This is a genomic window from Bacillus sp. WMMC1349 (assembly GCF_013155385.1).
In the GTDB taxonomy this organism is placed as follows: Bacteria; Bacillota; Bacilli; order Bacillales; family Bacillaceae; genus Bacillus.
The window spans coordinates 641,455-667,054 of record NZ_JABJUQ010000007.1 but is presented as its reverse complement, the minus strand read 5'-3'; the positions used below and the strand labels follow the sequence as shown (position 1 = coordinate 667,054).

At 40.0% G+C, this 25,600-nt stretch carries 26 protein-coding genes and 2 riboswitches; of the genes, 7 read left to right on the top strand and 19 right to left on the bottom strand.

Translation table 11 applies throughout. From position 1 onward, the window contains the following. Positions 1-2: 2 nt before the first annotated feature. Positions 3-968 carry a DUF3048 domain-containing protein gene (locus tag HOO54_RS05820; RefSeq protein ID WP_172293318.1) on the bottom strand — a complete coding sequence of 322 codons (966 nt, stop codon included), beginning with the start codon at positions 966-968 and terminating at the stop codon, positions 3-5. A gap of 28 nt (positions 969-996) precedes the next feature. Then, positions 997-2,736 (bottom strand): adenine deaminase C-terminal domain-containing protein, encoded by a 1,740-nt coding sequence (locus HOO54_RS05815; protein WP_172293316.1) that lies wholly within the window; start codon positions 2,734-2,736, stop codon positions 997-999. Between the two features lie 107 nt (positions 2,737-2,843). On the opposite strand from HOO54_RS05815, the gene HOO54_RS05810 reads away from it, so the two are divergent. Then, positions 2,844-3,077 (top strand): YgaP family membrane protein, encoded by a 234-nt coding sequence (locus HOO54_RS05810; protein ID WP_172293314.1) that lies wholly within the window; start codon positions 2,844-2,846, stop codon positions 3,075-3,077. Positions 3,078-3,633: 556 nt separating this feature from the next. On the opposite strand, the gene purD is transcribed toward HOO54_RS05810, so the two are convergent. From purD to HOO54_RS05730, 16 genes are all read right to left on the bottom strand, one after another. Further along, positions 3,634-4,893 (bottom strand): phosphoribosylamine--glycine ligase, encoded by a 1,260-nt coding sequence (purD, locus tag HOO54_RS05805; RefSeq protein WP_172293312.1) that lies wholly within the window; start codon positions 4,891-4,893, stop codon positions 3,634-3,636. A 13-nt stretch (positions 4,894-4,906) separates the two neighbouring features. After that, positions 4,907-6,445 carry a bifunctional phosphoribosylaminoimidazolecarboxamide formyltransferase/IMP cyclohydrolase gene (gene purH / locus HOO54_RS05800; protein WP_172299379.1) on the bottom strand — a complete coding sequence of 513 codons (1,539 nt, stop codon included), beginning with the start codon at positions 6,443-6,445 and terminating at the stop codon, positions 4,907-4,909. After that, positions 6,439-7,029, bottom strand: coding sequence for a phosphoribosylglycinamide formyltransferase (purN, locus tag HOO54_RS05795; RefSeq protein ID WP_172293310.1), 591 nt, complete (start codon positions 7,027-7,029; stop codon positions 6,439-6,441). Before purN ends, purH begins: the two co-directional genes overlap by 7 nt. Then, positions 7,026-8,066: a phosphoribosylformylglycinamidine cyclo-ligase gene (purM, locus tag HOO54_RS05790; protein WP_172293308.1), complete on the bottom strand. Its 1,041-nt coding sequence runs from the start codon at positions 8,064-8,066 to the stop codon at positions 7,026-7,028. The genes purN and purM overlap by 4 nt, the downstream gene beginning before the upstream one ends. Before the next feature lie 70 nt (positions 8,067-8,136). Then, the gene (gene purF / locus HOO54_RS05785) at positions 8,137-9,567 is read right to left on the bottom strand and encodes an amidophosphoribosyltransferase (RefSeq protein WP_172293306.1); all 1,431 of its coding nucleotides are present in this window, start codon (positions 9,565-9,567) and stop codon (positions 8,137-8,139) included. Next, a complete protein-coding gene (gene purL, locus HOO54_RS05780; RefSeq protein WP_172293304.1) occupies positions 9,543-11,771 on the bottom strand; it encodes a phosphoribosylformylglycinamidine synthase subunit PurL in 2,229 nt (742 codons plus the stop codon). Before purL ends, purF begins: the two co-directional genes overlap by 25 nt. After that, positions 11,755-12,438, bottom strand: coding sequence for a phosphoribosylformylglycinamidine synthase subunit PurQ (gene purQ / locus HOO54_RS05775; RefSeq protein ID WP_172293302.1), 684 nt, complete (start codon positions 12,436-12,438; stop codon positions 11,755-11,757). The genes purL and purQ overlap by 17 nt, the downstream gene beginning before the upstream one ends. Beyond that, on the bottom strand, positions 12,435-12,689 hold the full coding sequence (gene purS, locus HOO54_RS05770) for a phosphoribosylformylglycinamidine synthase subunit PurS (RefSeq protein ID WP_172293300.1): 255 nt from the start codon (positions 12,687-12,689) through the stop codon (positions 12,435-12,437). Before purS ends, purQ begins: the two co-directional genes overlap by 4 nt. Before the next feature lies 1 nt (position 12,690). Beyond that, positions 12,691-13,407 carry a phosphoribosylaminoimidazolesuccinocarboxamide synthase gene (gene purC, locus HOO54_RS05765; RefSeq protein ID WP_172293298.1) on the bottom strand — a complete coding sequence of 239 codons (717 nt, stop codon included), beginning with the start codon at positions 13,405-13,407 and terminating at the stop codon, positions 12,691-12,693. 67 nt (positions 13,408-13,474) lie between these two features. After that, positions 13,475-14,770, bottom strand: coding sequence for an adenylosuccinate lyase (gene purB / locus HOO54_RS05760; protein WP_172293296.1), 1,296 nt, complete (start codon positions 14,768-14,770; stop codon positions 13,475-13,477). Continuing rightward, a complete protein-coding gene (purK, locus tag HOO54_RS05755; RefSeq protein WP_172293294.1) occupies positions 14,763-15,896 on the bottom strand; it encodes a 5-(carboxyamino)imidazole ribonucleotide synthase in 1,134 nt (377 codons plus the stop codon). The genes purB and purK overlap by 8 nt, the downstream gene beginning before the upstream one ends. Further along, positions 15,889-16,377, bottom strand: a complete 489-nt coding sequence (gene purE, locus HOO54_RS05750) for a 5-(carboxyamino)imidazole ribonucleotide mutase (protein ID WP_172293292.1) — start codon at positions 16,375-16,377, stop codon at positions 15,889-15,891. The genes purK and purE overlap by 8 nt, the downstream gene beginning before the upstream one ends. 126 nt (positions 16,378-16,503) lie before the next feature. Next, positions 16,504-16,605: riboswitch (purine riboswitch) on the bottom strand. Between the two features lie 79 nt (positions 16,606-16,684). Beyond that, a complete protein-coding gene (locus HOO54_RS05745) occupies positions 16,685-16,882 on the bottom strand; it encodes an NETI motif-containing protein (RefSeq protein ID WP_172293290.1) in 198 nt (65 codons plus the stop codon). Between the two features lie 111 nt (positions 16,883-16,993). Further along, complete coding sequence (locus HOO54_RS05740; protein ID WP_172293288.1) at positions 16,994-17,749, bottom strand: hypothetical protein; 756 nt, start codon at positions 17,747-17,749, stop codon at positions 16,994-16,996. A 197-nt stretch (positions 17,750-17,946) separates the two neighbouring features. Further along, positions 17,947-19,269: an NCS2 family permease gene (locus HOO54_RS05735; RefSeq protein WP_172293286.1), complete on the bottom strand. Its 1,323-nt coding sequence runs from the start codon at positions 19,267-19,269 to the stop codon at positions 17,947-17,949. A 134-nt stretch (positions 19,270-19,403) separates the two neighbouring features. Next, positions 19,404-19,505, bottom strand: a riboswitch (purine riboswitch). A 133-nt stretch (positions 19,506-19,638) separates the two neighbouring features. Next, on the bottom strand, positions 19,639-20,082 hold the full coding sequence (locus tag HOO54_RS05730) for a hypothetical protein (RefSeq protein ID WP_172293284.1): 444 nt from the start codon (positions 20,080-20,082) through the stop codon (positions 19,639-19,641). Positions 20,083-20,603: 521 nt separating this feature from the next. Here HOO54_RS05730 and HOO54_RS05725 point away from each other — a divergent pair. Together HOO54_RS05725 and HOO54_RS05720 are read left to right on the top strand one after the other, a co-directional pair. Beyond that, positions 20,604-21,341 (top strand): MerR family transcriptional regulator, encoded by a 738-nt coding sequence (locus tag HOO54_RS05725; protein ID WP_172293282.1) that lies wholly within the window; start codon positions 20,604-20,606, stop codon positions 21,339-21,341. A gap of 77 nt (positions 21,342-21,418) precedes the next feature. Beyond that, positions 21,419-21,736: an ATP-binding cassette domain-containing protein gene (locus tag HOO54_RS05720; protein WP_172293280.1), complete on the top strand. Its 318-nt coding sequence runs from the start codon at positions 21,419-21,421 to the stop codon at positions 21,734-21,736. A gap of 107 nt (positions 21,737-21,843) precedes the next feature. Here HOO54_RS05720 and HOO54_RS05715 read toward each other — a convergent pair whose 3' ends face one another. Beyond that, positions 21,844-22,053 carry a hypothetical protein gene (locus HOO54_RS05715; protein ID WP_172293278.1) on the bottom strand — a complete coding sequence of 70 codons (210 nt, stop codon included), beginning with the start codon at positions 22,051-22,053 and terminating at the stop codon, positions 21,844-21,846. 312 nt (positions 22,054-22,365) lie between these two features. Here HOO54_RS05715 and HOO54_RS05710 point away from each other — a divergent pair, with 312 nt between their 5' ends. From HOO54_RS05710 to HOO54_RS05695, 4 genes are all read left to right on the top strand, one after another. Next, complete coding sequence (locus HOO54_RS05710) at positions 22,366-22,713, top strand: hypothetical protein (RefSeq protein ID WP_172293276.1); 348 nt, start codon at positions 22,366-22,368, stop codon at positions 22,711-22,713. A 66-nt stretch (positions 22,714-22,779) separates the two neighbouring features. After that, positions 22,780-23,418: a DUF5819 family protein gene (locus HOO54_RS05705; RefSeq protein WP_172293274.1), complete on the top strand. Its 639-nt coding sequence runs from the start codon at positions 22,780-22,782 to the stop codon at positions 23,416-23,418. Between the two features lie 18 nt (positions 23,419-23,436). Then, positions 23,437-24,372: an HTTM domain-containing protein gene (locus HOO54_RS05700; RefSeq protein ID WP_172293272.1), complete on the top strand. Its 936-nt coding sequence runs from the start codon at positions 23,437-23,439 to the stop codon at positions 24,370-24,372. Between the two features lie 45 nt (positions 24,373-24,417). Then, a complete protein-coding gene (locus HOO54_RS05695; RefSeq protein WP_172293270.1) occupies positions 24,418-25,593 on the top strand; it encodes a transglutaminase-like domain-containing protein in 1,176 nt (391 codons plus the stop codon). The last annotated feature ends 7 nt before the right edge of the window (positions 25,594-25,600 follow it).

The following is a 25,600-nucleotide window of genomic DNA, read 5'->3' as shown; positions in this document are numbered from 1 at the left end:
TGTTACACACCTTCTCCTTTGCTAATCGAAACCTCTCTGAGATCAGGAATGATATTGATCCAAGTTTTTCCTGGGACAAAAGGAACGATGTTCCCGTCCTTAACTGGTAAAATACGGCCGTTTTCATTTTTCCAGTTCACTTGATATAGCTGACCGCCTGAAAGAAGTAATCCTTTTCCACCAGAACGCAGGTCAATGTTCCGTCTTCCTTTATGATCTTTTATGTGATGTTCTGCTTCTACGATTAAAATATTTTGCAGAACAATCGGTTTCTCAGTTTCCATATCTGTTGTTAAAACACCATCAGACTTTCTCACATACCCGTTCACATTCTGATCAAAACGATATTTCACCTGATTCGTTCCATAATTGAAACGAACCGAGGCAGGCGCTTCATCAGGTGTTGTCTCATCTGCTTGAAAAGATAGTGGTACTGTATCGGATTCGAGAGCATACCCTTTGTCATCAGCTGCTTTTTTTATGTTTTTAAATGAAGTATACGAATTATGGGGAGCTTTTCGAAAATCTGCTCTCCAAAATGTACTGCCATTATCATTCAGACCATTAATATAGTCAGCAGCACCGCCTTCAAGCATTTCCCTAGCACCTGGGCTCCAACCATGATGAACATACAGAGCATTAAACCCGAGCGCCAACTCAATGAAGTACTCACGAGCACTTCTCACTGGACCGACCACTTCTGGCATTTCGCTTTGAAAGATCGCTAAAAATCTGGTGATCGATCCTTCACTAAGGGCTTCAATCACAACATCTGCTTTGCTTAATCCAGACTGCGGCCGTGCTTTCGGATGATTGTTCACCATCACCGCCATTGGCCGTTCGACAGCAGCTTTTTCTGCGTTGGTTCCTGTCAGTGGATAGACATTGCTTTTATTTTCCCGATTGGCACATGAAACAAGTAAAAAAACACAAACACTGTAAATCAGCACTCTTACATATCGATTCATCAAATATTAACCCCTGCTCTTTTATATTTTAACGCATTATCGATGGAAAGAGTACAGTTTTTTTCATTACATCAAAGATCCCTTTAGGTGTCACCCTAATGTAAGGCAAATGTGTGCTCTGCAAAAAGTATAACGTATAGATCGGATCATTGAACATGTACCCTCTCGCAAAAAGAAGTTCTTTTAACGTTTCTTCCCTTTCAAGCACTGTCTTATACGTCTCAATTGATGCGCCGCCACTAATATGAAGAGGAATCTCATGAAGTATTTTTCCGTTTTCCGCCAAAACAATACCGCCGCCAATTTCTTTCATCCGTTTAAACGCGAGTAACATGTCTTGTTTATTTTTGCCGATGACAAGCAGATCACCCGTTGTTGAATAAGAGCTGACAAAACCTTGAACATGGGTAGCAAAGCCTTTTAGCATTGTGTTGACACGCCATTTTCCCTTTTTATCAAAAAGAGCAAGATAGCTTTCATCATGCTCAAAAGATAACTGATCAATAGAATTGTCAATCTGAATTGTATATGGTTCCATAATTACGGCATTCCTCATTTTCAAACCGAGCGGCATAGAAAACTGCAGATCATCCATCGTTAAATCATATGAAAGCTTCAGCGGGACAAGACCTCCCTTTTTCCATTCAGGCTCTGAAAACATCTGTTGGTCAATACCGTTTGCTTTTAAAACCTCTCCTTTTGCCACGACTGTGAGCGGAGTCGGGTTGTCAGGGCTTTCTAAAATATTAAATGTTGCAAATCGTCCAGGGGCAACCACACCAAGAAGGTCTTCAAGCTGATAGTATTTTGCAATGTTGAATGTCGCCATATTATAAGCATCAATTGTTGGGACACCTTCTTCAATGGCAATCTCTATTTGCTTATTTGTCATGCCTTCCTTATAAAAATGAGGTGTGGCACCATCTGTCGTATAAAACATATGGTCATAATAATGAAAGCCTTCTTGATGAAGCTCCTGTAGAATTTTTCTCAAATCGGGGCGGATTGAAGAGTTTCTTAATCCAACATACATCCCCAGTTCAAGCCGCTCCAACACCTCTTGACCTGTCATTGCTTCATGATCTGCATCTGCACCAAACAGCTTCATCTTTGTCAGTGTTTTCTGAGATGCGCCCGGAAAATGACCTTCAATTCGCTTCCCTCTCTTTTTCGTACATTGCATACAATGCAACATTAAATCATCTCCATCCAAAAGACGAGGCCAGCCAGTCATTTCTCCTCCTTGAATGACATCAGGATGTTCTCCCCAATGCTTTCGATAATCGATCGAAAGAATATGATCTTCATCCAACACTTCTGTCTGCAGATCATATCTTGACCACCAAAAATAGTGAACAGGCTGTTTTTTTAACTCTTCCAATATCGTAAACGCTTTCTTTTTTCCGCAATGCAAAAGCAAAAACAGGTTATCATTCACAAATGTCGTTGTTCCAAATTGTGATGCATGTTCCGCTAATGTTTGGGGATTATAAATTTGAAAAGGGTGCGCATGCGGTTCTATATAGCCAGGTACAATGTATTTACCTTCACAATCTATCGTATGTTTAACAGCTGATGCAGGAAGTTCACGACCAACATAAACAATTCTGTCATGATGGATCCAAACATTTGCGTAAATCCATTGCTTTAAATACGGGTTCAGTACAAATGCATTTTTTAAAAGGAGCGTTGGCAGCATCCTTGAACTGACGACATCAACTTGCGACCTGATGTGTTTGTTTTTCCAATTTAGGGTGCGTTCAATCATTCACATACTCTCCTTTACTTGTAGTGATCCCATGTTAACACATTTATTATTGCCACACATTCCCAAATCGTTACAATTTTTTGAAAATGTTGAAGGGAGGAATTATAATGAAACAAAATATTGATCTGTTTGACGCTGTATTACGCATTGCCTGTGGGCTGACGATTTTGTCTGCAGCAACAGCAAAGCTTGTCAGAAAACCTTGGTGCAAGATGACACTGATGTGCATGTTTATGGGAGCTCTAAAAGCTGGCTCAGGTATTCTAAGATTTTGCCCTGCCACATACTTATGTCAAAATGCGATGGAACAAGACCAAAAAAGCGAAACAAATCATCAATAAATGCACATCTTTGTCTGCAGAAATCAACAGGCATTCGTAAAACTGTATGAACACCTTATTGACGAGTCTTGAAAACGTTTTCCACAAGACTGACAACAGCTCTACAATTTTAAAACGCCTTGTGAGCTTACACTTGTTTCTCTTCTTATTTTAACAAAAAGTTAACGATAAAGTCGATTTTTATGGCTTTACAAGTTTAAAGCAGGCCAGATTGCCTGCTTTTATTCTTTTATGAGGATTTAGCTTGCAAAGACCATGTTTTAGTTGCATTTTTATATGTTAATAGTCCTGCAAACTGTATATTATGTACACTTTTTAGGGGTATTTAAGAATATTAGAATGCAATATAAGTTCCATTTATTGTTTTTCCCCAATGTCTTTTAGGTAGTGTTCTCGTTCTTTTTTGTCGGGGTATGCTCTGTATTTCTGTATATTGGCTTCAGTTAGTTTATCGATCTTTCACATCTTTTGAATATGCTCTCTATTCGTATAGAATGATCTGAACAAAATATAAAGCTACAACAAAAAAAGAGGTGCAATGCAACCTCTTTTCATTTTAACGATTGAATGCCCTGACACCGATATCGGTCCGATAAAACAACCCGGGCTTTTCAACTTGTTTAACCGCTTGATATGCTTTTTCACGTGCTGCTTGAAATGTAGCGGCAAATGCTGTGACATTGGCAACGCGACCGCCATTTGTCACATACTGGTCAGCGTTTTTTTTCGTTCCGGCATGAAAGACGACGGTCTGTTCCAGATCAGACTGTAAAGTGCCGATTGGTGTACCTTTTTGATAATTTTCCGGGTATCCTTCAGATGCTAACACAACCGTGACGGCCGCTTCATTTTTCCATTTCAACTCGACTTTGCGATCTTCCAAGAGGTCAAGCATCACTTGGATAAGATCTGATTCAAGGCGCGGAAGGACGACTTGTGTTTCGGGATCACCGAATCTGGCATTAAATTCAATTACCTTTGTACCGTCTTCTGTCAACATTAAACCGGCATATAAGACACCTGTGAATGGACGTCCTTCATTGACCATCGCCTGTGCGGCAGGTTCTAAAATGGTTTTGATGGCATTATCAACAACTGCTTGAGAGATTTGCGGAACCGGCGAATATGCGCCCATCCCCCCTGTATTTGGTCCTTTGTCTCCATCAAACGCTCTTTTATGATCTTGAGCAATCACCATTGGATAAACTTTTTCCCCTTTGACAAAAGCCATAAGAGAAAATTCTTCACCACTTAAAAATTCTTCAATAACAACAGATGCGCTGGCATCACCGAATTTTGCATCTTCAAGAAAATCGTGCAGGCACCGGATCGCTTCTTCCTCTGTCAGAGCAACTGTCACACCTTTTCCGGCGGCAAGTCCATCCGCTTTAATGACAATTGGCGCTCCTTTTTGCTTAACATAAGCTTGTGCTTTTTCAAATGATGTAAATGTTTCATATTCAGCTGTTGGGATTTGATATTTGTTCATTAAATCTTTGGCAAACTGTTTACTGCCTTCGATCACCGCTGCGTTTGCTGTTGGACCGAATACTTTCAATCCCGCTTTTGTAAATTGATCGGCAAGTCCTTCTATTAACGGAACTTCAGGACCAATGATGGTCAGACCGATATTGTTGTTCTTTGCAAATTGAAGAAGTCCCTGATGGTTGCCTTCATCAAGATCAACAAGGGTCGCAACCCCTGCCATCCCATCATTTCCTGGTGCTGCATAAACAGTGTCGACAAGTGGACTTTGTGCCGCTTTCCAAGCGAGTGTGTGCTCTCTGCCACCTCTACCGATAATCAATAGATTCACATGGCTCCCCCCTTTAATGTTTGAAATGGCGAATTCCGGTGAACACCATGGCGATTCCGTATTCATCCGCTTTTTGAATCGAATCTTCATCACGAATCGAACCGCCCGGTTGAATGATTGCGGTCACACCTGCTTTTGCAGCTTCTTCAACTGTATCAGGCATTGGAAAATAGGCATCAGAACCAAGTGCACTGCCTGATGCTTTCTCACCTGCTTGTTCGATCGCAATTTTCGCAGAGCCGACACGGTTCATTTGTCCCGCACCAACACCGACTGTCATATCATCTTTCGCCAGTACGATCGCGTTTGATTTGACATGTTTCACGACTTTCCAAGCCAGTTTTAGATCAGCCCACTCTTTTTCAGTCGGTTCTCTTTTTGTCGGAATCGAGATGTCAGCATCTTCAAAGCCATGCGTATCAAGGTCTTGAATCAACAGACCGCCTTGAACAGATGTCAACTGTTTTTCGTTTTTGAGAGACTGATCAACATCAAGTGTTAACAGACGAAGATTTTTCTTCATCGTTAAGATCTCAAGTGCTTCATTACTGAATGAAGGGGCAATGATAATTTCTAAGAAGATTTGTTTAAGTACTTCAGCAGTTGCTTGATCGACCTCACGGTTCAGTGCGATAATACCGCCAAAAATCGATGTTTGGTCAGCAGCATATGCTTTATGAAATGCCTCTGCAATCGTTTTGCCGACTCCGACGCCACAAGGGTTCATATGTTTGACAGCAACTGCCGCCGGCTCTTGAAATTCGCGGACAATTTGCAGTGCTGCATCAGCATCTTTAATATTGTTGTATGACAGTTCTTTACCATGAAGCTGTTTGGCACTTGCAATTGAGCCGGTGACAGGCAGTGCATGTTGATAAAAGACAGCTTCTTGATGCGGGTTTTCTCCATAGCGGAGCGATTGTTTTTTCTCAAATGTGACGGTGAATTGCTCAGGCTCTTTTTCACCTGTTACAGTTGTTAAATAATCAGCGATTAAGGCATCATAAGCAGCTGTGTGACGAAAAACTTTTGCCGCAAGCTCACGTTTTTTCTCAAGTGAAATATCACCTGTTTCTTTGATTTCGCTAAGAATCGGGCTGTAATCGTGAGGATCAACAATCACTGTAACATCCTGATGGTTTTTCGCTGCGGCACGAAGCATGCTTGGACCGCCGATATCAATATTTTCAATGGCCTCTTCAAATGTGACGCCTGCTTTTGATATCGTTTCTTTAAATGGATAAAGATTGACAATGACCAGGTCAATCGGTTTAATGTCTTGTTCATGAAGCTGTGCCATATGATGTTCATTACTTCTGACAGCAAGAAGTCCGCTATGAATGTTCGGGTGGAGTGTTTTGACACGGCCATCCATTATTTCTGGAAAACCGGTTACTTCAGAAATACCAATCACATCAACACCATGTTCTTGAAGTAATTTTTTCGTTCCCCCGGTTGAAATGACTTCAACGCCAAGAGCTGTTAATTCTTTAACAAAAGGGACAATATTTGTTTTATCAGACACACTAATCAGTGCACGTTTGATCATGATTTCTTTTCACCTCTGCCATTTAGTTCAAGAATATCTTTAATAACTTGGGGATAAAGCTGATGTTCCAGTTTGTGAATCTTTTCTTCAAGGGTTGTCAATGTGTCATTGACTTCTACTTGAAGTGCACGCTGAGCGATAATCGGTCCGGTGTCCATTCCTTCATCAACAAAATGGACGGTAATTCCCGCAACTTTCACACCCGCTCTGTACGCCTGTCCAATCGCATCAAGTCCCGGAAAAGCCGGGAGCAGTGATGGATGAATGTTAATGATTTTGTTTCTGTAGGCTGATAGCAAAGTATCACCAATCAGCCGCATATAACCGGCCAACACAAGCCATTCCGCTCCATGATGGTGAAGTTGTTCAACGATTGTCCGCTCAAATTCCGCTTTATTCTCAAAAGATTTTGGTTCAAAAGCGAAGAACGGAATACCCGCTGTTTCAGCTCTTTCGAGAACTTTTGCCTGAGGGTTATCAGAAACGACAAGTACGATTTCGGCATTCCAGTTCTCTTCTTTCAATTGTTGCAAGATGGCTTGAAAATTCGTTCCACTACCAGATGCAAACACCGCAATTTTTTTCATGAAAGTCTTGCACCGCCAAACGTCACACCATTTCCATTTTTCACTCGGCCGATTAAATATGCTTTTTCCCCTTGCTGTTCGAGCGTTTGAATGACATCTAACATATGTTCTTCTTTTACAGCGAGGACAAAGCCGATTCCCATGTTGAAGACATTAAACATTTCTTCAGATGTCAGCTCGCCTTTTTCTTGAATAAACGGAAAGATCGCAGGAACCGGCCAAGATCCATTATCGATCTCCACACCTAAACTAGCAGGCAGCATCCGCGGGAGGTTTTCGATAAATCCGCCACCTGTAATATGTGCCATTCCATCGATTTTTCCTGATTTGACTGCTTCCAATACTGGTTTGACATAAATCTTTGTCGGTTGTAACAGCTCTTCACCAAGCGGACGGGTAAACGGAGCATATGTTTGCTCTAGAGTAAGACCTGCTTCTTCAAGAAGGATTTTTCGGACAAGCGAAAAACCATTACTGTGAAGACCGCTTGAAGAGAGTCCAATTAATAGATGTCCTTCACAAATGTTTTCACCTGTTACGATTTGATCTTTTTCAACAACACCTACAGAAAAACCAGCAATATCATATTCATCTTCAGTGTAAAGCCCAGGCATTTCTGCCGTTTCACCACCGATCAGTGCTGAACTTGACTGTGTACAGCCTTCTGCAACACCCGCTACAATCGCTTCAATTTTGACCGGATCTGCCTTTCCGACGGCTAAATAGTCGAGAAAAAACAGCGGCTCTGCCCCTTGAGCAAGGACATCATTGACACACATCGCCACCGCATCAATTCCGATCGTATCATGCTTATCCATCGCAAAAGCAAGCTTTAGCTTTGTACCGACACCATCTGTTCCTGATACAAGTACAGGCTTTTTGTATGGGAGCTCTGATAAGTCGAACATTCCGCCAAAACCGCCAAGTCCGCCCATCACACCGAGTCGTTTTGTCCGTTCAACATGTTTTTGCATTCGCTTGACAGCTTCATAGCCTGCTTCAATATCGACTCCGGCATTTTTATAGCTTTCAGACATCACAATCACTCCATTCAAACTGAAAAGGGCCGCAGCATTTCTCGAAACCGCCCTTTATGACCAGCTACATTTATTTAGTCAGAACAGCTTCTTTCACATGAGGAAGCACAGTATCTTGGTAAATTTCTGTCGGATATTTCCCTGTGAAACATGCCATACATTGACCGCAATTTTCTCCTTCATATGTTCTGCCAATTCCAGAAAGAAGACCTTCAATACTTAAAAATGACAATGTATCAGCTCCGATTTCCTGACGGATCTCTTCCACAGAATGTGAAGACGCAATCAGTTCTTCATGTGTGGATGTATCGATTCCGTAAAAACACGGATGAGAGATTGGCGGAGAACTGATTCTGACGTGTACTTCGGTCGCTCCCGCTTCCCTAAGCATAGTCACAATCCGCCGACTTGTCGTACCGCGGACAATCGAATCATCTACCATCACCACACGTTTGCCTTCGACAACACCGCGGACAGCGGATAGCTTCATTCTTACGCCCTGTTCTCTCAGTGACTGAGATGGTTGAATAAATGTTCTACCGACATAGCGGTTTTTAATCAACCCAAGTTCATAAGGGATACCTGTTGCTTCAGCATAACCGATCGCCGCAGAAATACTGGAATCAGGAACACCTGTCACGACATCAGCTTCAATTCCTGATTCCTCCGCAAGTTTTTTACCAAGGTTTTTCCGTGCGCTGTGGACGTTTATCCCATTAATATTGCTATCAGGTCTTGAGAAATAAATATATTCCATACTGCACATCGAACGGTTGATATTGAGGGAAAAACGCTCGGATTGCATTCCTTGATCATTGATGATCAGCATTTCTCCAGGTTCTACATCTCGTAAATATGTTGCCCCTACGACATCGAATGCACAAGTTTCTGAAGCAACGACATAAGCATCACCCAACATGGCTACTGATAAAGGTCTGAGACCGTTCGGATCAAGCGCTACAATCATTTCTGTTTCCGTCATAATTAAGAAAGCGTAAGCACCTTTTAACATGGAAAGAGCGTTTTTGATTTGGTCTTTTAATGCGAAATGACCGCTTCGCTTAATTAAATGGGCAAGCACTTCTGTATCAGAGGACGTTTGAAAAATGCTGCCTTGGTTTTCAAGTTGCTGCTTGAGCTGTGTAGCATTCACTAAATTGCCGTTGTGCGCCAACGCCAAGCTTCCGTTATTTTGTGAACGGAACAGAAGCGGCTGAACATTTTCAAAACCGCCCCCGCCTGCCGTCGCATAACGGACATGACCGATTGCTCCTCTTCCTGTCACTTTCTCAAGCTCACCATTTTGAAACACTTCCGTAATCAAACCTTGGCCTTTGTGGGCTGACAGCTTTTCGCCGTCAGTCGCAACAATACCTGCACCTTCCTGTCCTCTATGTTGGAGGCTGTGCAATCCGTAATAGGTGATTTGCGGAGCTTCTTCATGTCCCCAAATTCCAAATACGCCGCACTCTTCGTTTAAGCCTTTGATTTCAGCAAGCATGGGATAGCTCCTTTCCATGCGCTTTCAAGCTCTTTCGTCTGCGCATGAATCCATTGTTGTCCTTCTTGACTTTGAATGGTGAACATCTCATCAGCTGTGACTTCACCAAGATAGATAGCATCTGTCACCAGTTTTTCAAAAGCCAGCTGATCTTCTTTTTTCACAGATACGACAAAACGTGATTGTGATTCACTAAATAGTAACGCAGGTTCTCCATTAAAGATCATAGATGCACCAAGACCTTCTGTTGACATCACACTTTCTGCAAGGGCTACAGCGAGACCGCCTTCAGAGACGTCATGAGCTGATTGAATGAAACCGGCGCGAATGGCTTCCAACAATATTTTTTGCCGTGCTTGTTCTACTGCAAGATCTATTAGAGGAGCTTTCCCATAAATATTTCCTTCTGTCAGCTTTTGCAGCTCACTTCCGGCATACTCAGGAAGGGTTTTACCAATGACATAAATCAAATCACCGGCTGCTTTAAAATGTTGTGTTGTAATATGTGTTAGGTCACTGATCAAGCCGACCATTCCAATGACAGGTGTTGGATAAATCGCTTTTCCGTTTGATTCATTATAAAGTGACACATTTCCACCAATCACCGGTGTCCCAAGAATATTGCATGCTTCACTAATACCGTCAGCCGCTTTTTCAATTTGCCAAAAAATTTCCGGTTTTTCTGGGTTGCCAAAATTGAGGTTATCGGTAACAGCTAGCGGTTCAGCACCAGAGCAAACGATATTACGTGCCGCTTCGGCAACAGCAATTTTCCCGCCTGCTTCTGGATCAAGGTATAAATAACGGGCATTACAATCTGTTGTCATAGCAAGTGCTTTGTTCGTCCCGCGAATTCGAAGGACACCAGCATCTGACCCTGGTGCAACAACTGTATTTGTCCTGACCATATAATCATATTGATCATAAACCCATTCTTTGCTGGCAATTGTTGGCTGTTGCAAGAGGGAAAGCAGTGTTTTTTTGACGTTCTCCACTTTTGGAGCAGGAACGGTCATTTCTTGGAATTCTTTGTAATACATCGGGACTTTTGAAGGTTTATGATAAACAGGTGCTTCTTCTGCTAATGCATCTACTGGAAGCTCAGCAACTGTTTCACCTTGATGGAGAAGTCTCAGCATTTTATCATTTGTAACATGACCAACAGCAACGGCTTCAAGATCATATTTATTAAAAATATCAATGATCTCTTGTTCACGGCCACGCTCAATGACTAATAACATTCGTTCCTGAGATTCTGACAGCATCATTTCATACGCTGTCATCCCCGTTTCCCGCTGCGGAATTAAATCAAGGTTCATTTCGATTCCTGAACCAGCTTTAGAAGCCATTTCCGCACTTGAACTTGTCAGTCCAGCCGCCCCCATATCTTGGATACCGACAAGTGCATCAGACTTGATGACCTCAAGGCATGCTTCAAGCAACAGTTTTTCCATGAATGGATCACCGACTTGAACAGCGGAGCGTTTTTCTTCTGAAGCATCAGACATTTCCTCTGATGCGAAGGTTGCACCATGAATACCGTCACGACCTGTCTTTGCTCCGACATACATGACTGTATTGCCGACACCTTTTGCCAGCCCTTTTTTAATGTCTTCATGATTGATTAGGCCGACACACATGGCATTGACGAGCGGGTTTCCTTCATAACAGCTGTCAAATTGCACTTCTCCGCCGACCGTTGGAATCCCGATACAGTTTCCATAACCGGCAATACCGGCAACTACTTCTTCAAACAAGTACTTCACACGCGGTGAAGTCAGTTCACCAAACCGAAGAGAGTTTAAAACAGCGATGGGACGCGCGCCCATTGAAAAGACATCACGAATGATGCCGCCAACACCTGTTGCAGCACCTTGATAAGGCTCAATCGCTGATGGGTGGTTGTGTGACTCGATTTTGAAGACAACCGCCTGATTGTCGCCGATGTCAACGATTCCGGCACCTTCTCCAGGCCCTTGGAGAACACGCTCACCCTTTGTCGGGAATTTGCGCAAAATGGGCTTAGAATTTTTATAGCTGCAATGCTCTGACCACATCACTGAGAAAATCCCAATTTCCGTATAGTTCGGGAGCCTTTCGAGAATCGCTTCGATCATGGCGAACTCTTCATCACTGACACCCATCTGTTGATAGAGCTTCTCTTCTTTAATTTGTTGTTTACTTGGTTCAAGCAGTAGTGACATGAGTTTCCCTCCAATTTTTCACGATAGACTGAAACAATTTAAGACCATCTGCGCTTCCTAAAAGAGAATCGACAGCTCGCTCAGGATGAGGCATCATGCCAAGCACATTGCCTTTTTCATTGGTAATACCGGCAATGTCAGCAACGCTTCCGTTAATATTCGCACCGTACGTGAACACGATCTGGCTGTTTTCTTTTAAGGAAGTAAGCGTTTTTTCATCACAATAAAAATTTCCTTCACCATGGGCAACTGGAATTGTAATCGCCTCACCTTTATGATAAGAGGAAGTGAACAGTGTTTGGTCATTGTTGACAATCAGTTCAACCGGACGGCAAATAAATTTCAACTCTTTGTTGCGCCTCATTGCTCCTGGCAAAAGACCGAGCTCTTGTAAGATTTGAAAACCATTGCAAACCCCAAGGACAGGTTTTCCTTGTTCAGCCGCTTGTTTGACCGCCGGCATAATATTGGCAAAGCGAGCGATCGCCCCACACCTCAAATAATCGCCATATGAAAAACCGCCCGGAATCAAAACACCGTCATATTCATCAAGACTTGTTTCCGTGTGCCAGACATATTCTACTTCTTCACCAAGTTCATCCTGGACGGCATGAAACATATCGATATCACAGTTAGAACCCGGCAACACAATCACGGCAAATTTCACTGTGCGACAACCTCCTCAACCTCATATCTGTAATCTTCTATGACGGTGTTTGCTAGCAGTTTTTCGCACATTTCTTTCACTATAACATCTAGATCACGATCAGATTTTTCAATTGTGAGTTCCATGTATTTCCCGATCCGCACTTCTTGAACTTCTTTGTAAGACATGCTATGCAGTGCATGCTGTACAGCACTTCCTTGAGGATCTAAAACACTTTCTTTTAAGCTGACATACACTTTCACTTTGTACATATTACATGCCTCCAAGTCGATTGAAAATTTCTTCGTACGCATCTGTTAATTCGCCTAAATTCCTTCTAAACACATCTTTATCTAACTTTTCGTTCGTCTCTTGATCCCAAAGCCGGCACGTATCAGGAGAAATTTCATCAGCCAGCAGAATTTCCCCAGTTTGATCAAGCCCGAATTCCAGCTTGAAATCAATCAGTTTCACACCGCATGTTGCAAACAGTTGTTGCAGTTGTTGATTGACCTGTTTAGTAATCGCTTTGATGTTTTCCACTTGGTTAGGCTCAGCCGCTTTTAAGAGCCAAATGTGATCCTCTGTAATAAGCGGATCACCAAGATGATCATCTTTATAGTAAAACTCGATAATCGGCTGTTTCAATTCAGTACCTTCAGGAATGCCGAGCCGTTTTGACATACTTCCGGCAACAACATTGCGGACAACGACTTCAAGGGGGATGATCTTCACTTTTTGAATCAGTTGCTCTGTTTCCGATATTCTTTTAATAAAATGATTATTGATGCCTTTCTCATGAAGCCTTGTAAAAATGATGCTGGAAATTTCATTGTTTAAACGGCCTTTTCCAGTGATCACAGCTTTCTTTTCGCCATTAAAAGCTGTCGCAGAATCTTTGTACTCAACAAGCAGAACACGGTCATCTTCCGTCCGATAAATCTTTTTAGCTTTTCCTTCATATAAAAGTTCGTTTTTCACAATATTCACGGAATGCCTCCTATACTGAATCTTGGAAATATTTTTATAGTGGAGGGTCGGCAAAGCGACCCTTTTTTTATGACAAACCTAAACGGTCAAAGATAAAGTCAACATTTTTCAAATGGTAATTGTAATCAAAGCAATCATTGATTTGCTCAGGAGTAAGACGGGATGTAATCTTGTCTTCAGCTTCAACAAGTTGACGGAATGGCACTTGTTTCTCCCAAGCTTCCATCGCTTTCGGCTGTACAGTGTCATATGCTTCTTCGCGAGTCATCCCGGTATCAATTAAAGCAAGCAGGACACGCTGGGAGTAGATCAGTCCGAGTGTGCGATCCATATTGCGCTTCATATTATCAGGGAAAACGGTCAAGTTTTTGACGATATTGCCGAAACGGTTCAGCATATAGTTTAGTGCGATCGTGGCATCAGGCAAAATAATTCGTTCTGCAGAAGAATGGGAAATATCGCGTTCATGCCAAAGCGGCACATTTTCATACGCAGTCATCATGTAGCCGCGGATGACTCGGGCCATTCCTGTCATGTTTTCTGATCCGATCGGATTTCGTTTATGCGGCATTGCTGAGGAACCTTTTTGTCCTTTGGCGAAAAACTCTTCAACCTCTCGTGTTTCACTTTTTTGCAGTCCGCGGATTTCAACAGCAAACTTCTCAATGCTGCTCGCAATCAATGCAAGAGTAGCCATATAATCAGCATGCCGGTCACGCTGTAATGTTTGCGTCGATATTGGAGCTGGTTGCAAACCTAATTTCTCGCAAACATACTGTTCAACAAACGGATCGATGTTGGCATATGTTCCAACAGCACCGGAGATTTTGCCAACTTCTATCCCTTTTTTTGCTTGTTTAAAGCGTTCTAGGTTACGCTTCATTTCTTCATACCAAAGGGCAAGTTTTAACCCAAATGTTGTCGGTTCTGCATGCACACCATGTGTTCGTCCCATCATGACCGTGTATTGATGTTGTTTTGCTTTTTCTTTTAATATGTCAATAAATCTCTCAAGATCATTGAGCAAAATCGTATTTGCCTGTTTTAATAAATAAGAAAGAGCAGTGTCAACAACATCTGTTGATGTTAAACCATAATGAACCCATTTTCTTTCTTCACCAAGCGTTTCAGAGACAGCGCGGGTAAAGGCAACAACATCATGGCGAGTATCCTGTTCAATTTCTAATATCCGATTAATATCAAATGACGCATCTTCACGGATGACTTTGACATCTTCTTTCGGAATAATGCCAAGCTCAGCCCATGCCTCACAAGCAAGTATCTCTACTTCAAGCCAAGCTTGAAATCTATTTTTATCCGTCCATATTGCAGCCATTTCCGGTCTTGAATAACGTTCAATCATGTTTTTCTTCCTCCGTCCACTTTTCAGTTATCTGCTTGATCCAGTCTTGATCAGGTTTTCTTACAAATGTGATATGTCCCATTTTGCGTCCTGGTTTCATTTCATGCTTTCCATAAATATAAAGTTTTGCTTCTTTTAAAATATCCGGCTCGTTTTGAATGATGTTCACTTCATCGCCAAGCAGATTGACCATCATCCCTTCTTTTAAAAGGTCTGTTTTACCAAGCGGCAATCCGCAGATGGCACGAATATGCTGTTCAAACTGGCTTGTTTCACAAAGATCAAGCGTGTAATGGCCTGAATTATGCGGGCGTGGTGCAAGCTCATTGACGAGCAATTCACCATCCTCAGTCAGAAACAATTCAACGGCCAGTGTCCCGACAAGTGAAAGCTTTTCGGCAAGCTTGACAGCGAGAGCGGTTGCTTTTTCCTGAATGGCACCGGGAACTCTCGCTGGAACAATGCTTTGGAACAAAATATTATCTTTATGAATATTTTCTGCGACTGGAAAGACAGCAATCTCACCGCATACTGACCTAGTGACAATCACTGATAACTCCAGTTTGAAAGGAACCCAGCTTTCTAAAATACAAGTTCCATGTTGGAGAAGTGTTGCCGCTTCTTTGATTTGTGCCTTTTCTTTGATCACAAACTGACCTTTTCCATCATATCCGCCGCTGCATGTTTTCAAAACAGCCGGAAGCCCAAGCGCTGCTACAGCTGTTACAAGCTCGGTCTGCTCATGTATGATTTTGTATGGAGCCACCTTACAGCCTGCAGCTTCAATCGCTTTTTTCTCTGTCTCCCTGTTTTGGGTTAACAGTAAAAGCTCGCTTCCTTGAGGTAAATAAGCATTGACTTCAAGCCATTTGAGGGCATCATAATCGATATTCTCAAATTCAAAGGTCATGACATCACTCACTTCGGCAAGCTTTTGAATCGCTTCTTGATCATTGTAAGCTCCTGTAATTTCAAGGTCTGCAACCTGACCACAAGGTGATGCTGGAACTGGATCAACCACGGCTACATGATAGCCCATTTGTTTAGCAGCGACCGCCATCATTTTACCAAGTTGGCCTCCACCGATGATACCGATTGTTTTTCCCGGGAAAATCTGTTTAGACAAGCTGATCACTGCTTTCCAAAACGGTTTCTTTTACCTTTTCTCTTCGTTCACGTAATGTTTGAGCTAGCTTCTCATCAAAGGCAGCAAGTATTTGCGCCGCAAGCAATCCAGCATTGACAGAACCGGCTTTTCCAATCGCAACCGTTGCCACTGGAACACCGCCCGGCATTTGCACGATCGATAATAATGAGTCAAGCCCGTTCAATGCTTTTGACTGAACCGGCACACCGATCACAGGTAACGTCGTTTTAGCAGCAACCATCCCTGGCAAGTGAGCTGCGCCTCCTGCTCCGGCAATGATCACTTTCAAACCTCGTTTTCTTGCTGTTTCTGCATACTCAAACATCAATTCAGGTGTTCGATGAGCAGAAACAACCTTTTTTTCAAATGGAATCTCTAATTCTTCAAGGATGTCACAAGCATGTTTCATCGTTTCCCAATCAGATGTACTACCCATAATCACACCTACAAGAGGCTGCATATTTATGTCCCACCTTTAGTTTTCCAAAATAAAAACCCGGTTTGCATTGCATAATTAGGAAGCAACACAAACCGGGCATGGCGCGTGTATCATTAGTTGTCCGCTTCTCACGATTTCCATGTCAGTTTATTGTTCACTTTCCTGCATAGTCCGATGATTTACGGTCATCGGGTAGAGACTTATGGGCCGTATTCCCAAGATTATATGAGGTTCGTGTTTTCATGTCATGTTTATCTTAACAACGGACTTCGAGAATGTCAACGACATTATCGAACAATACTGTTTTTTGTTGTTTTAATGTTCGGTTTTAGCTTAATTTCCCTTCAAATATTATTTTTCTTCCGTAGGGAATCACTTGAATTGTACCATTCTCCTCTTTTTCTTTAAACACCGGTTCCTCCATTCGGCGCACCGGCGTATATCCTTCTTTTTGCATTTGGTTGAGGACGGTATCGATTGTTTCCCCTTCCGTCACTTCAAACCGCTTTTTCTTCGGCTTTGTCATGAGTTCTGTTATTCTCCTTTATTAAATAATCGATATCATATTGATAACCAAAAAGATGCTAATCATACTAAATAAAAAAGCGCTCATGATTGAACGCCTTTTTATTTACCCTTAAACAGGAATCAGTGAAGACAATAGATAACCAGCGATAAACTTCCAAGTCACACCGACAAACACCAACTCAATCAACAGCACACTAAAAACACAGTACATTAAATCAGCCCGTCTTTTTTCAGTTTGCTCATAAATGGATTGAATCATCGTGAATGACGCAAATGTCAGACCTAGAAACATTAAAATGGAAAGAATCACTGTCATGACCGTAAAATTGACAATCGCAAATACCATCCACAGTGCCGCTGGTATGATAAATGGCACTAAAAGTGACCCGTACTTTGCCACTGTTTCAGCAAGCGTTATTTTATAAGTCATCATAAATCTTGATACGGCCCAGATCGCTGCCGCCACTGTAAACATAAAGATCATACAGTACAGAAACACGACAAAAAACACTTCAAAGAATGGAACAGATACGCCAAACCCAAGAATTCTGCCGCGCCCCGCCAGTAACTGATAAAAATTGCCAAGCGAAAAAAAGACAGCAATCAGCATCATAGATATTACGGCATACTTAACATAACTTCGATCATACTCTTCAACGATGCGAACTGGGGATTTTAAAACATCCAGTACATAGCTGAAGTAACGAACCAAAGCCGCAATGACAATCGCGAAAATCATTTTGACTTTCGCAGCGAATGTCACAGGTTCTTGGTTTTTCTTTGTTTTCCGTGAATTTCTCGACATTCTTGATGCCGGTTCTTGCTCTATATCCTTATGATTTTTTTTATACTTTTCGTCCATCATATAAGCAACTCCCATTCTTTTTGAGCAGCTTTCACATAAATGAAATGCACTTTATAAATTACCCAAGTCATGTGAAACAGTCAAGTAAAACCCTTAGTTGTTATATATGACGGAAGATAGAATGTGAATGTTCCACTCTTATAATATGGAACAAAACAAAGCTCTGTCCGTGTGAATGAACAGAGCTTTTCACTTTTTTATTTTAAGAAAATGAAATAGAGAACAAAAACGACAAACAGTCCGTACATGATCGGATGGATCTCTTTTGCTTTACCTTTACAAATCATTGTAATCGGATAGAAAATAAAACCGATGGCAATCCCTGTCGCAATACTGTACGTCAGCGGCATCGCGATCATCGTTAAAAATGCCGGTACTGCTGTTTCAAATTTGCTCCATTCGATTTTATTGAGATTGGCAACCATCAAGACACCAACGATAATTAAAGCAGGCGCGGTCACATTTGAGGTAATCACGCTGAGAACTGGTGAGAAAAATAGTGACAATAAAAACAGTAAACCTGTAACAACTGCGGCAAAACCGGAGCGTGCCCCAGCGGCTACCCCTGCACTAGATTCGACATAAGATGTTGTTGTCGATGTCCCAAGGATCGCTCCTGCGACAGTTGCAGTTGAATCAGCAAGCAATGCACGTCCAGCACGCGGCAACTTATTATCTTTCATCAAACCAGCCTGTGAAGCAACTCCAACCAATGTACCGGCTGTATCAAAGAAATCAACAAATAAAAACGTTAAAATGACAATTAGCATTTGCATTGAGAATACTTCAGGAAAATGGAACAATGCTTGTCCAAATGTTGGTGCAAGACTCGGAACTGCCCCAACAACTTTTTCCGGTACATCAATCAAACCAAATATCATACCAACAGCGGCTGTTATTAGCATTCCAAAGAAAATACCGCCGTTAACACGTAACACCATTAAAATCACTGTCACAGCTAATCCAAACACAGTTAGAAGAACAGGTGCTGAATGCACATCACCAAGCGCCACGATTGTACCTGGATTGCTGACAATGAGGTGTGAGCCTTGCAGTCCGACGAAAGCAATAAACAGCCCAATCCCTGCACCGACAGCCATTTTGAGCTCAAACGGAATCGAATTGATAATTTTCTCCCGTAACCCAGACAAAGATAACACAATAAAAATCAGTCCTGATACCATGACACCAGAAAGAGCTGTTTGCCATGGAATCTTCATGTTTAAAATAACGGAAAAAGCAAAAAACGCGTTCAAACCCATTCCTGGTGCAAGTGCAATCGGATACTTGGCCAAGATCCCCATCGTAAAACAGCCAACTGCTGCCGCAAGAGCTGTTGCTGTGAAGACGGCGCTTTGATCCATTCGCAATGCATCAGGAAAATTGTCTATAGAAGCTAAAGACAATGTCAGCGGATTGACGATCAATATGTATGCCATCGATAAAAAAGTCGTAAGTCCGCCAATCACTTCTCTTCGATAATTCGTACCCAATTCATTAAACTGAAAGTAACGCTTCAAAATGGTAGACTCCTCTCAATGTACTGTCGTTTTTATTGTTTCAAAAACCTTAAATTTTAAACAAAAAACGCCCCAATGAAACGGGACGCTTGACTGACGATTTTTTGTATACTGAAAAAAAGATATATTATATCTCAAATCATATATACAAGCGTAGTCAAGCTATTTACGGCAGCTTGGTAGAAACTTATGGACCATATCCCCATGATTATACGACAAGTTTTTTTATAATTTACTATTGTATTGTAACAGCATCTAACCGATAGTACAATATAAAAAACGAACATTATTCATCATAATGTCCGATTTGTTCGTTGTATTTCCGGATCTTTACGAACTTTCCACAAGTTTCTTCTAAAAGTCTCAAAATTACGATTCTTCCAATTTGATTAAAGCTACTTTGTTATCAATGAAATAAAACTCCAATAAAAGATCGTTTTGTTTATCCTGATATTGAATGCCTGATTCATATCCTTCAACAAACCAAAGGTCTTTATAATCTTCACCATATGTCTTCACGACATTTTGAAAGGTATCTTTTACTTGAATTCCTTTAGAAGTTGTATATTTTTTCCCCTCAGAGGTGAGCGCAACAATGCTTTTTTTCTTATCTACTGTAACGAGTAGATTCGGATCTATTTTTCCTTTTTCAGACAGAACAACTGTCCCCTCTTCCTTTACATCGTACTTTTTCACAAATTGATGCTCACTTTTTATCTCCTGACCAATTTTCAGGTTTGCTAAACTTTCATTTCTCAAGTCAACAGATGAGTCGCTCCCTACTGCTGATATATAAAAAATGCTGATGTGCAATATGGTAAACAAACATCCTATGAAAGCAATTCTTTTCAAGACCGGCATTTTTTTAAGCAAACGAAAACAACTGCCTGAAAAGATTGTGATAACTACAATAATAATGAAACAAAATAAGATCAACAAAAATAAAATGCCCATTATTTCTCCTACTACACAACATTTATTATAGGACTATTTTACCATGTCAATTATGATGAGTCGACTGACTTTGCCACATCATCTACATGTGAGTCATTTTTCTTAAAACCAGGCTTGAAAGGCACTTACTTTGGAGCAACAGACTTTAATCGGTTAAGAAATGCGATAATTATAGTGTTAGTGAGTTATGAGTTACCTTTTTATCTTGGTACGGTAGTTGATGAAGAGGGACAGATAAGATCCACCACCCAATAATGTGTTCAGAAATACTAAACCTTTCTTACCACAGAAAATAACGGCTTCAACCAAGTGCAAACTCTCCATTAAAACACCAGACTTTTAATCGGTGTTAAGATAGTAGTGTTGAGGTGAATTGAACCATGAAAAGTTACAAAACAGCTCAAATTGCTAAAATAATTGGAGTCCATCCCAATACAGTTCGACTCTATGAAGATTTAGGTCTTATTGCAAAACCTGAACGTCAAGGAAATGGCTATCGAATTTTCACTGATCTTCATTTAGAGCAACTCAAACTTGCTCGACTTGCTTTCCAAGTAGAAGTGCTTCAAAATGGATTAAGAAAAAAGATTATCAATATGGTCAAAACGGCAGCATCAAATGATTACGATAAGGCCTTACAACTTACCCAAGAATATAGATTACAATTACAAGAAGAACGAAATCATGCAGAAGCCATAGACATAGTGAAACGGCTTTTAGATGGTGAATCAACAATAAATAAACTATCCATGAAAAGAAAAGAAGTTTCCGAATATCTTCATATTTCTATGGACACACTTAGAAATTGGGAGATGAATGGTCTTTTATCTGTTAAACGGAAAGAAAATGGTTATCGTATTTATAGTGATAGAGATATAAGGCAATTAAAAATAATTCGTTCTCTCCGGTGTGCAAATTATTCTCTTGAGTCAATTTTACGTATGCTCAATGCATTGTCCTCACACCCAAATGCAAACTTAAAAGAAGTGCTTCATACTCCCACAAGGAATGAGGAAATTATATCAGTATGCGATAAGTTAATCGATTCATTGAATAAAGCTGAGAACAACGCGCAGATTATGATGATTCAACTGCAAAATATGAAAAACAGATTTTAATAAAGCTTACAATTTAACACCAGCCTTCTGACTGGTGTTATTTTTTTATGTGAACAAGATTAAAGGAGGAAATATGTATGCTAGATGTCATTCGTGTGGATCAGTTAACTAAGACTTATAATGGGTTGCCAGTAGTTAAAAATTTGAATCTCTACATAAAACAAGGGATGGTGTTTGGTTTACTTGGTGCAAACGGTGCAGGAAAAAGTACAACAATTGAGTGTATGCTAGGAACAAAAAAGCCGATAGTGGAATGGTTACCATTTGGGTATGAATCCATTGCCAGAACGAAAACAACTTCTCCAAAGAGTAAGTGTTCAATATCAAGAAGATTTATTATGTCTCATCTTGTTGATATGTTGGCGACGTTCCGTTTAAAAATGTCTTCTAGCTGATGTGCATCGTTGATATCCGTTTTATGCCGGCGCATAAGCCATTGAAAAGTTGCTTCTAAATGTATTGATTTTATAATAGGCATACCCTTCGATTTGAAAGAATCGTTCTAACGATGCACAATAAAATCCAGTTGCTTCAATATAATTTCAGGAGCTTGCTCATCTTGAACCTTTAATTGATCTAATATTTCTTTGAATGACTCAAAAGCCGGGCTTGTATGGTGAAGATCGCCCTCATACTCACATCGCCGATTAGAATTATAAATTACGATTGTACTTTTGCCCATACTGATGTTAAGGCGCCCTACATGTTTCATTTAGCTTCCTCATCCTTTTTAACCAACCTTAGAAGCCTTCACAGAGCCTTATCGATTCTATTTTCTTATACACGATCTCGCGGATCCAACATACTAAACTGATTCAAATAAGGGTGTGAAGTTGGTCGGTTTTTAATACGGTTTCTTGTCCTGAGGGCTGTTCGACTTTCCTTCACTTCTACTATTGTTAGTATGTTTATATTTTTGTTTTTTCAGATAATTCATTGTATTGATCATCAACATATGGTAATATAAAGATTAACACCCAGATAAATACATAATTTAATTTTTTAGTAAAAAGGAGGGTTAGAAATGAAAAAAAGGTTAATAGCTATTAGCCTAATTCTTATTTGTGCATTTGTTGGTGTATCCTCAGTTTCTGCTTCAACGGTTCAGCCAATTGAACGGGTGAACTTTGAAAATGCTAAAGAATCATCTGTATTGGAACCAGAGTACCTACCTGCACTTGCTGCAATTGGACAAGCTGCTAGAGTAGCTCAAGCTGGAGTAAAAGCTGCCGGTCAAGTAGCTAAGTGGGGATCTGCAGCCTTTGGTGCAGGGTTTTTAGGTGCCGCAGGGGCGGATGCATACAAAAAAGCTACAGGTTCATCCACAAAGTCTGAATATGTACCAGAAAACGCAGAGGTAATATTTGACTGATATTAAAATGAAGAACATAATAAGGGGCCTCTACCTCACTATGAGGCTCCTTGTAAAGAGGAGAGAATGTTAAAAATGAAAAAAGTTTTCTTTATTGTGATATGTATTTTATTTGTTTTCCATTTCTCTTTAACTGCTTTATATGTCCTTCCATTTAATCCGATTAAAAATAAAATTAATGCACCTATACTTGCATATATGCATCCTCTTTTCGCACAAAACTGGCAATTGTTTGCTCCAAACCCTTTATCTAGGGACACATATGTTAATGTTCAAGTGCGAGATAAGAACGGCGAAGAATCTAGTTGGATTGATATTTCAACTCCATTATACGATGCAAATCACAAAAATAGAATTTCACCTATAAATACATTAGTAAGACTTGGAACGGGTGCTTATATGCAAACAGTAAATGAAGATAAATTAATGAATAAAATAGAACTTAAAAAATCAATGGAAAATCCACATTTAGAGAGTCAGAACAATAAAGATAAAGAATTAACTGATTATCAGAAAGACGGCATACAAATGTTATATAACCTTGGGCAGCATTACGCAGAAATCTATTTTAAAAACCAAAATATAGAAGAGTTGAGAGTTAGAGTGTTAAGAACAGAACCTATACCGTTTTCTAAGCGAAACAATCAAGATTACGAAAGAAAACAAACTTATATTACATATGATTGGGAGAAATACTATAATTAAAAGAAGCGGGTGATAGTATTGTTATTTAAAAAAATTATGGTGCTAGCTTCAGATAAAAAGTCTCTGATTGGAGCAAGTATTTTAAGGGTAGGGTTTGGTTTAATAATTTTATATACATACGCTATAAACTATAGACAGAGACATTTTATATGGGGACCAAATGGCATGTCTCAAACAGATTACTCAGAACAACTAAAGCCTTTTACTTTATATAGTTTAGGAGATTCTATAGTTTATTTTGAGATAATATTTCATTTAGGTATTTTAACGGCCATTTTATTTACAGTTGGTTATAAAACTAGAATTGTTACCATCCTCAATTTTATATTTATTTATTCACTTGACCAGCAAAATACCGTAATTTTAGATGGTGGAGATAATATCATGGCAATAACTTTAATTTATATGTTTTTTATTAAAACTAATAAATATCTATCTGTAGATAAAATGATAAAAAAAGAGGGGAGATTTAGAAATAATTTTTACTTAAATATCATCCACAACTTTGGGGTTTTAGCCATAATTGTGCAATTATGTATCTTATATCTAAACTCATCTTTATATAAAGTAATGGGAGAGCTTTGGCAAAATGGTACTGCAATATACTATATCTTGCAAGTCCAAGAGTTTAACTTGCCCTGGATAAGCGATATCATTATTTCATCTGATTTTTTAATAGTCTTCTCTACCTATTTTACTATTCTTTTGCAGGTAGCATTTCCCTTCTTACTTTTTAACAAGATAACAAAATATATAGCACTTATCTTACTTGTCATTTTACATTTAGGAATTGCAGTAGTAATGGGCTTGATAACTTTCTCTCTAACTATAATTTTAATAGATACGATACTTATTAGCGATAAAGATTACAAGAATATTTATATTTACATTAGAAATAAAATAAAGAAACCAGAGAAAAAACAAGTAATACTCCCTACTTCAAAAACGTTCTAGTGAAATAAAATATAATGAAAATATTAATAAGGGAGAGGAAATGAAATGAGGAAAAATCCGATTCTTGTCAATTATTTTTATAAAAACTCCTTAGATCAAACAATAGAACTTTGGCTCCCTATCCCTGAAAGATTGGACTACGCTACATTAAAACCAACTCAACTACATAGACTGCCTACTGGTGACAATCTAGGTTACTTCATTCTACATAAAAATGACACATTACATTTTCAATATACACGAGAATGGTATACCTCAAAAGGGGTGATGATACCTTTAAGCAGGGAAGAGAAAGCATATTATTTAAGAGATACGATTCTTTCACCTGTTAATAAAAAGACGTTAGATCTTGCACGGGATATTACAATGGGGATAAATAATAAAAGAGATCAAGCAAAGGCGATTTTTCGATATATTGTCACCAATTATAAGTATAAGTATCCTCCTAAGAGCAGAGGAGTAGAATCCTTCCTTCGTTTTAAAAATGGAGATTGTGCTGAGTTTTCCTTTTTATTTTCTTCCTTGTGTAGATCCCTGGGAATTCCCACAAGAACTTTATTTGGAAGTTGGTCTTTTGGAAAAATGAATGGCCATGCGTGGAATGAAATATATTTAGAGGATGAGGGGTGGCTTGCTGTTGATGTAAGCATGGCTAATCTGCGAAAACATCATATACTAAGGTTTTTATATAGCGATTTGCGAACTATGCGGTGGGGAAAATATTTTGGTAAAACAGAAGGACAGCGGGTTGTTTTCTCCCGAGATAGCGAAATCGAACTTATGCCTGCATATGGCGACAGTAAAGGTAGATCCAGAGCAATTGAACCTCTGCAGATTAATGATAGAGCCTTTTATTGGGGACAGGAGTCTTTGAAGGGTGCCGCTCCTTACCTTCAACCAGCGTATGTGAAGATAGATACGCAACATCTCCTACCAAGCACATCTATTGATGTGGAAAACCTTCTGGGATCCTGGAAAGTAAAGGAAACTGGATGGCGAGGTTTTTTAGCACGAGCAAAGAAACCTTTAGCAGTTATCGCTCTAACTTCAATGGCAATAAATTATATTTATAGTAATGATTATCTTGAATTTTTATTTAAGTTTAGTTTTGTTGTCTTGTTTACATGTTTTGTTTTAAGGAAAGAGCGAGCAATCTTATTTAGCATTTTTCTAGTTATTATGACTCTTTCCCTTGTATCTACAATATCTGAATTATTATGATTATATA

What these genes read in the sequence shown, in the direction of transcription:
- purM (WP_172293308.1), bottom strand. Translation starts at nt 8,066, where the DNA reads ATGTCTGAAAGCTATAAAAATGCCGGAGTCGATATTGAAGCAGGCTAT.
- purB (WP_172293296.1), bottom strand. Translation starts at nt 14,770, where the DNA reads ATGATTGAACGTTATTCAAGACCGGAAATGGCTGCAATATGGACGGAT.
- HOO54_RS05695 (WP_172293270.1), top strand. Translation starts at nt 24,418, where the DNA reads ATGAGGAAAAATCCGATTCTTGTCAATTATTTTTATAAAAACTCCTTA.
- purF (WP_172293306.1), bottom strand. Translation starts at nt 9,567, where the DNA reads ATGCTTGCTGAAATCAAAGGCTTAAACGAAGAGTGCGGCGTATTTGGA.
- purN (WP_172293310.1), bottom strand. Translation starts at nt 7,029, where the DNA reads ATGAAAAAAATTGCGGTGTTTGCATCTGGTAGTGGAACGAATTTTCAA.
- purS (WP_172293300.1), bottom strand. Translation starts at nt 12,689, where the DNA reads ATGTACAAAGTGAAAGTGTATGTCAGCTTAAAAGAAAGTGTTTTAGAT.
- HOO54_RS05740 (WP_172293288.1), bottom strand. Translation starts at nt 17,749, where the DNA reads ATGATGGACGAAAAGTATAAAAAAAATCATAAGGATATAGAGCAAGAA.
- purE (WP_172293292.1), bottom strand. Translation starts at nt 16,377, where the DNA reads ATGCAGCCTCTTGTAGGTGTGATTATGGGTAGTACATCTGATTGGGAA.
- HOO54_RS05720 (WP_172293280.1), top strand. Translation starts at nt 21,419, where the DNA reads ATGCTAGATGTCATTCGTGTGGATCAGTTAACTAAGACTTATAATGGG.
- HOO54_RS05815 (WP_172293316.1), bottom strand. Translation starts at nt 2,736, where the DNA reads ATGATTGAACGCACCCTAAATTGGAAAAACAAACACATCAGGTCGCAA.
- HOO54_RS05810 (WP_172293314.1), top strand. Translation starts at nt 2,844, where the DNA reads ATGAAACAAAATATTGATCTGTTTGACGCTGTATTACGCATTGCCTGT.
- HOO54_RS05745 (WP_172293290.1), bottom strand. Translation starts at nt 16,882, where the DNA reads ATGACAAAGCCGAAGAAAAAGCGGTTTGAAGTGACGGAAGGGGAAACA.
- HOO54_RS05710 (WP_172293276.1), top strand. Translation starts at nt 22,366, where the DNA reads ATGAAAAAAAGGTTAATAGCTATTAGCCTAATTCTTATTTGTGCATTT.
- HOO54_RS05715 (WP_172293278.1), bottom strand. Translation starts at nt 22,053, where the DNA reads ATGAAACATGTAGGGCGCCTTAACATCAGTATGGGCAAAAGTACAATC.
- HOO54_RS05725 (WP_172293282.1), top strand. Translation starts at nt 20,604, where the DNA reads ATGAAAAGTTACAAAACAGCTCAAATTGCTAAAATAATTGGAGTCCAT.
- HOO54_RS05705 (WP_172293274.1), top strand. Translation starts at nt 22,780, where the DNA reads ATGTTAAAAATGAAAAAAGTTTTCTTTATTGTGATATGTATTTTATTT.
- HOO54_RS05820 (WP_172293318.1), bottom strand. Translation starts at nt 968, where the DNA reads ATGAATCGATATGTAAGAGTGCTGATTTACAGTGTTTGTGTTTTTTTA.
- purL (WP_172293304.1), bottom strand. Translation starts at nt 11,771, where the DNA reads ATGTCACTACTGCTTGAACCAAGTAAACAACAAATTAAAGAAGAGAAG.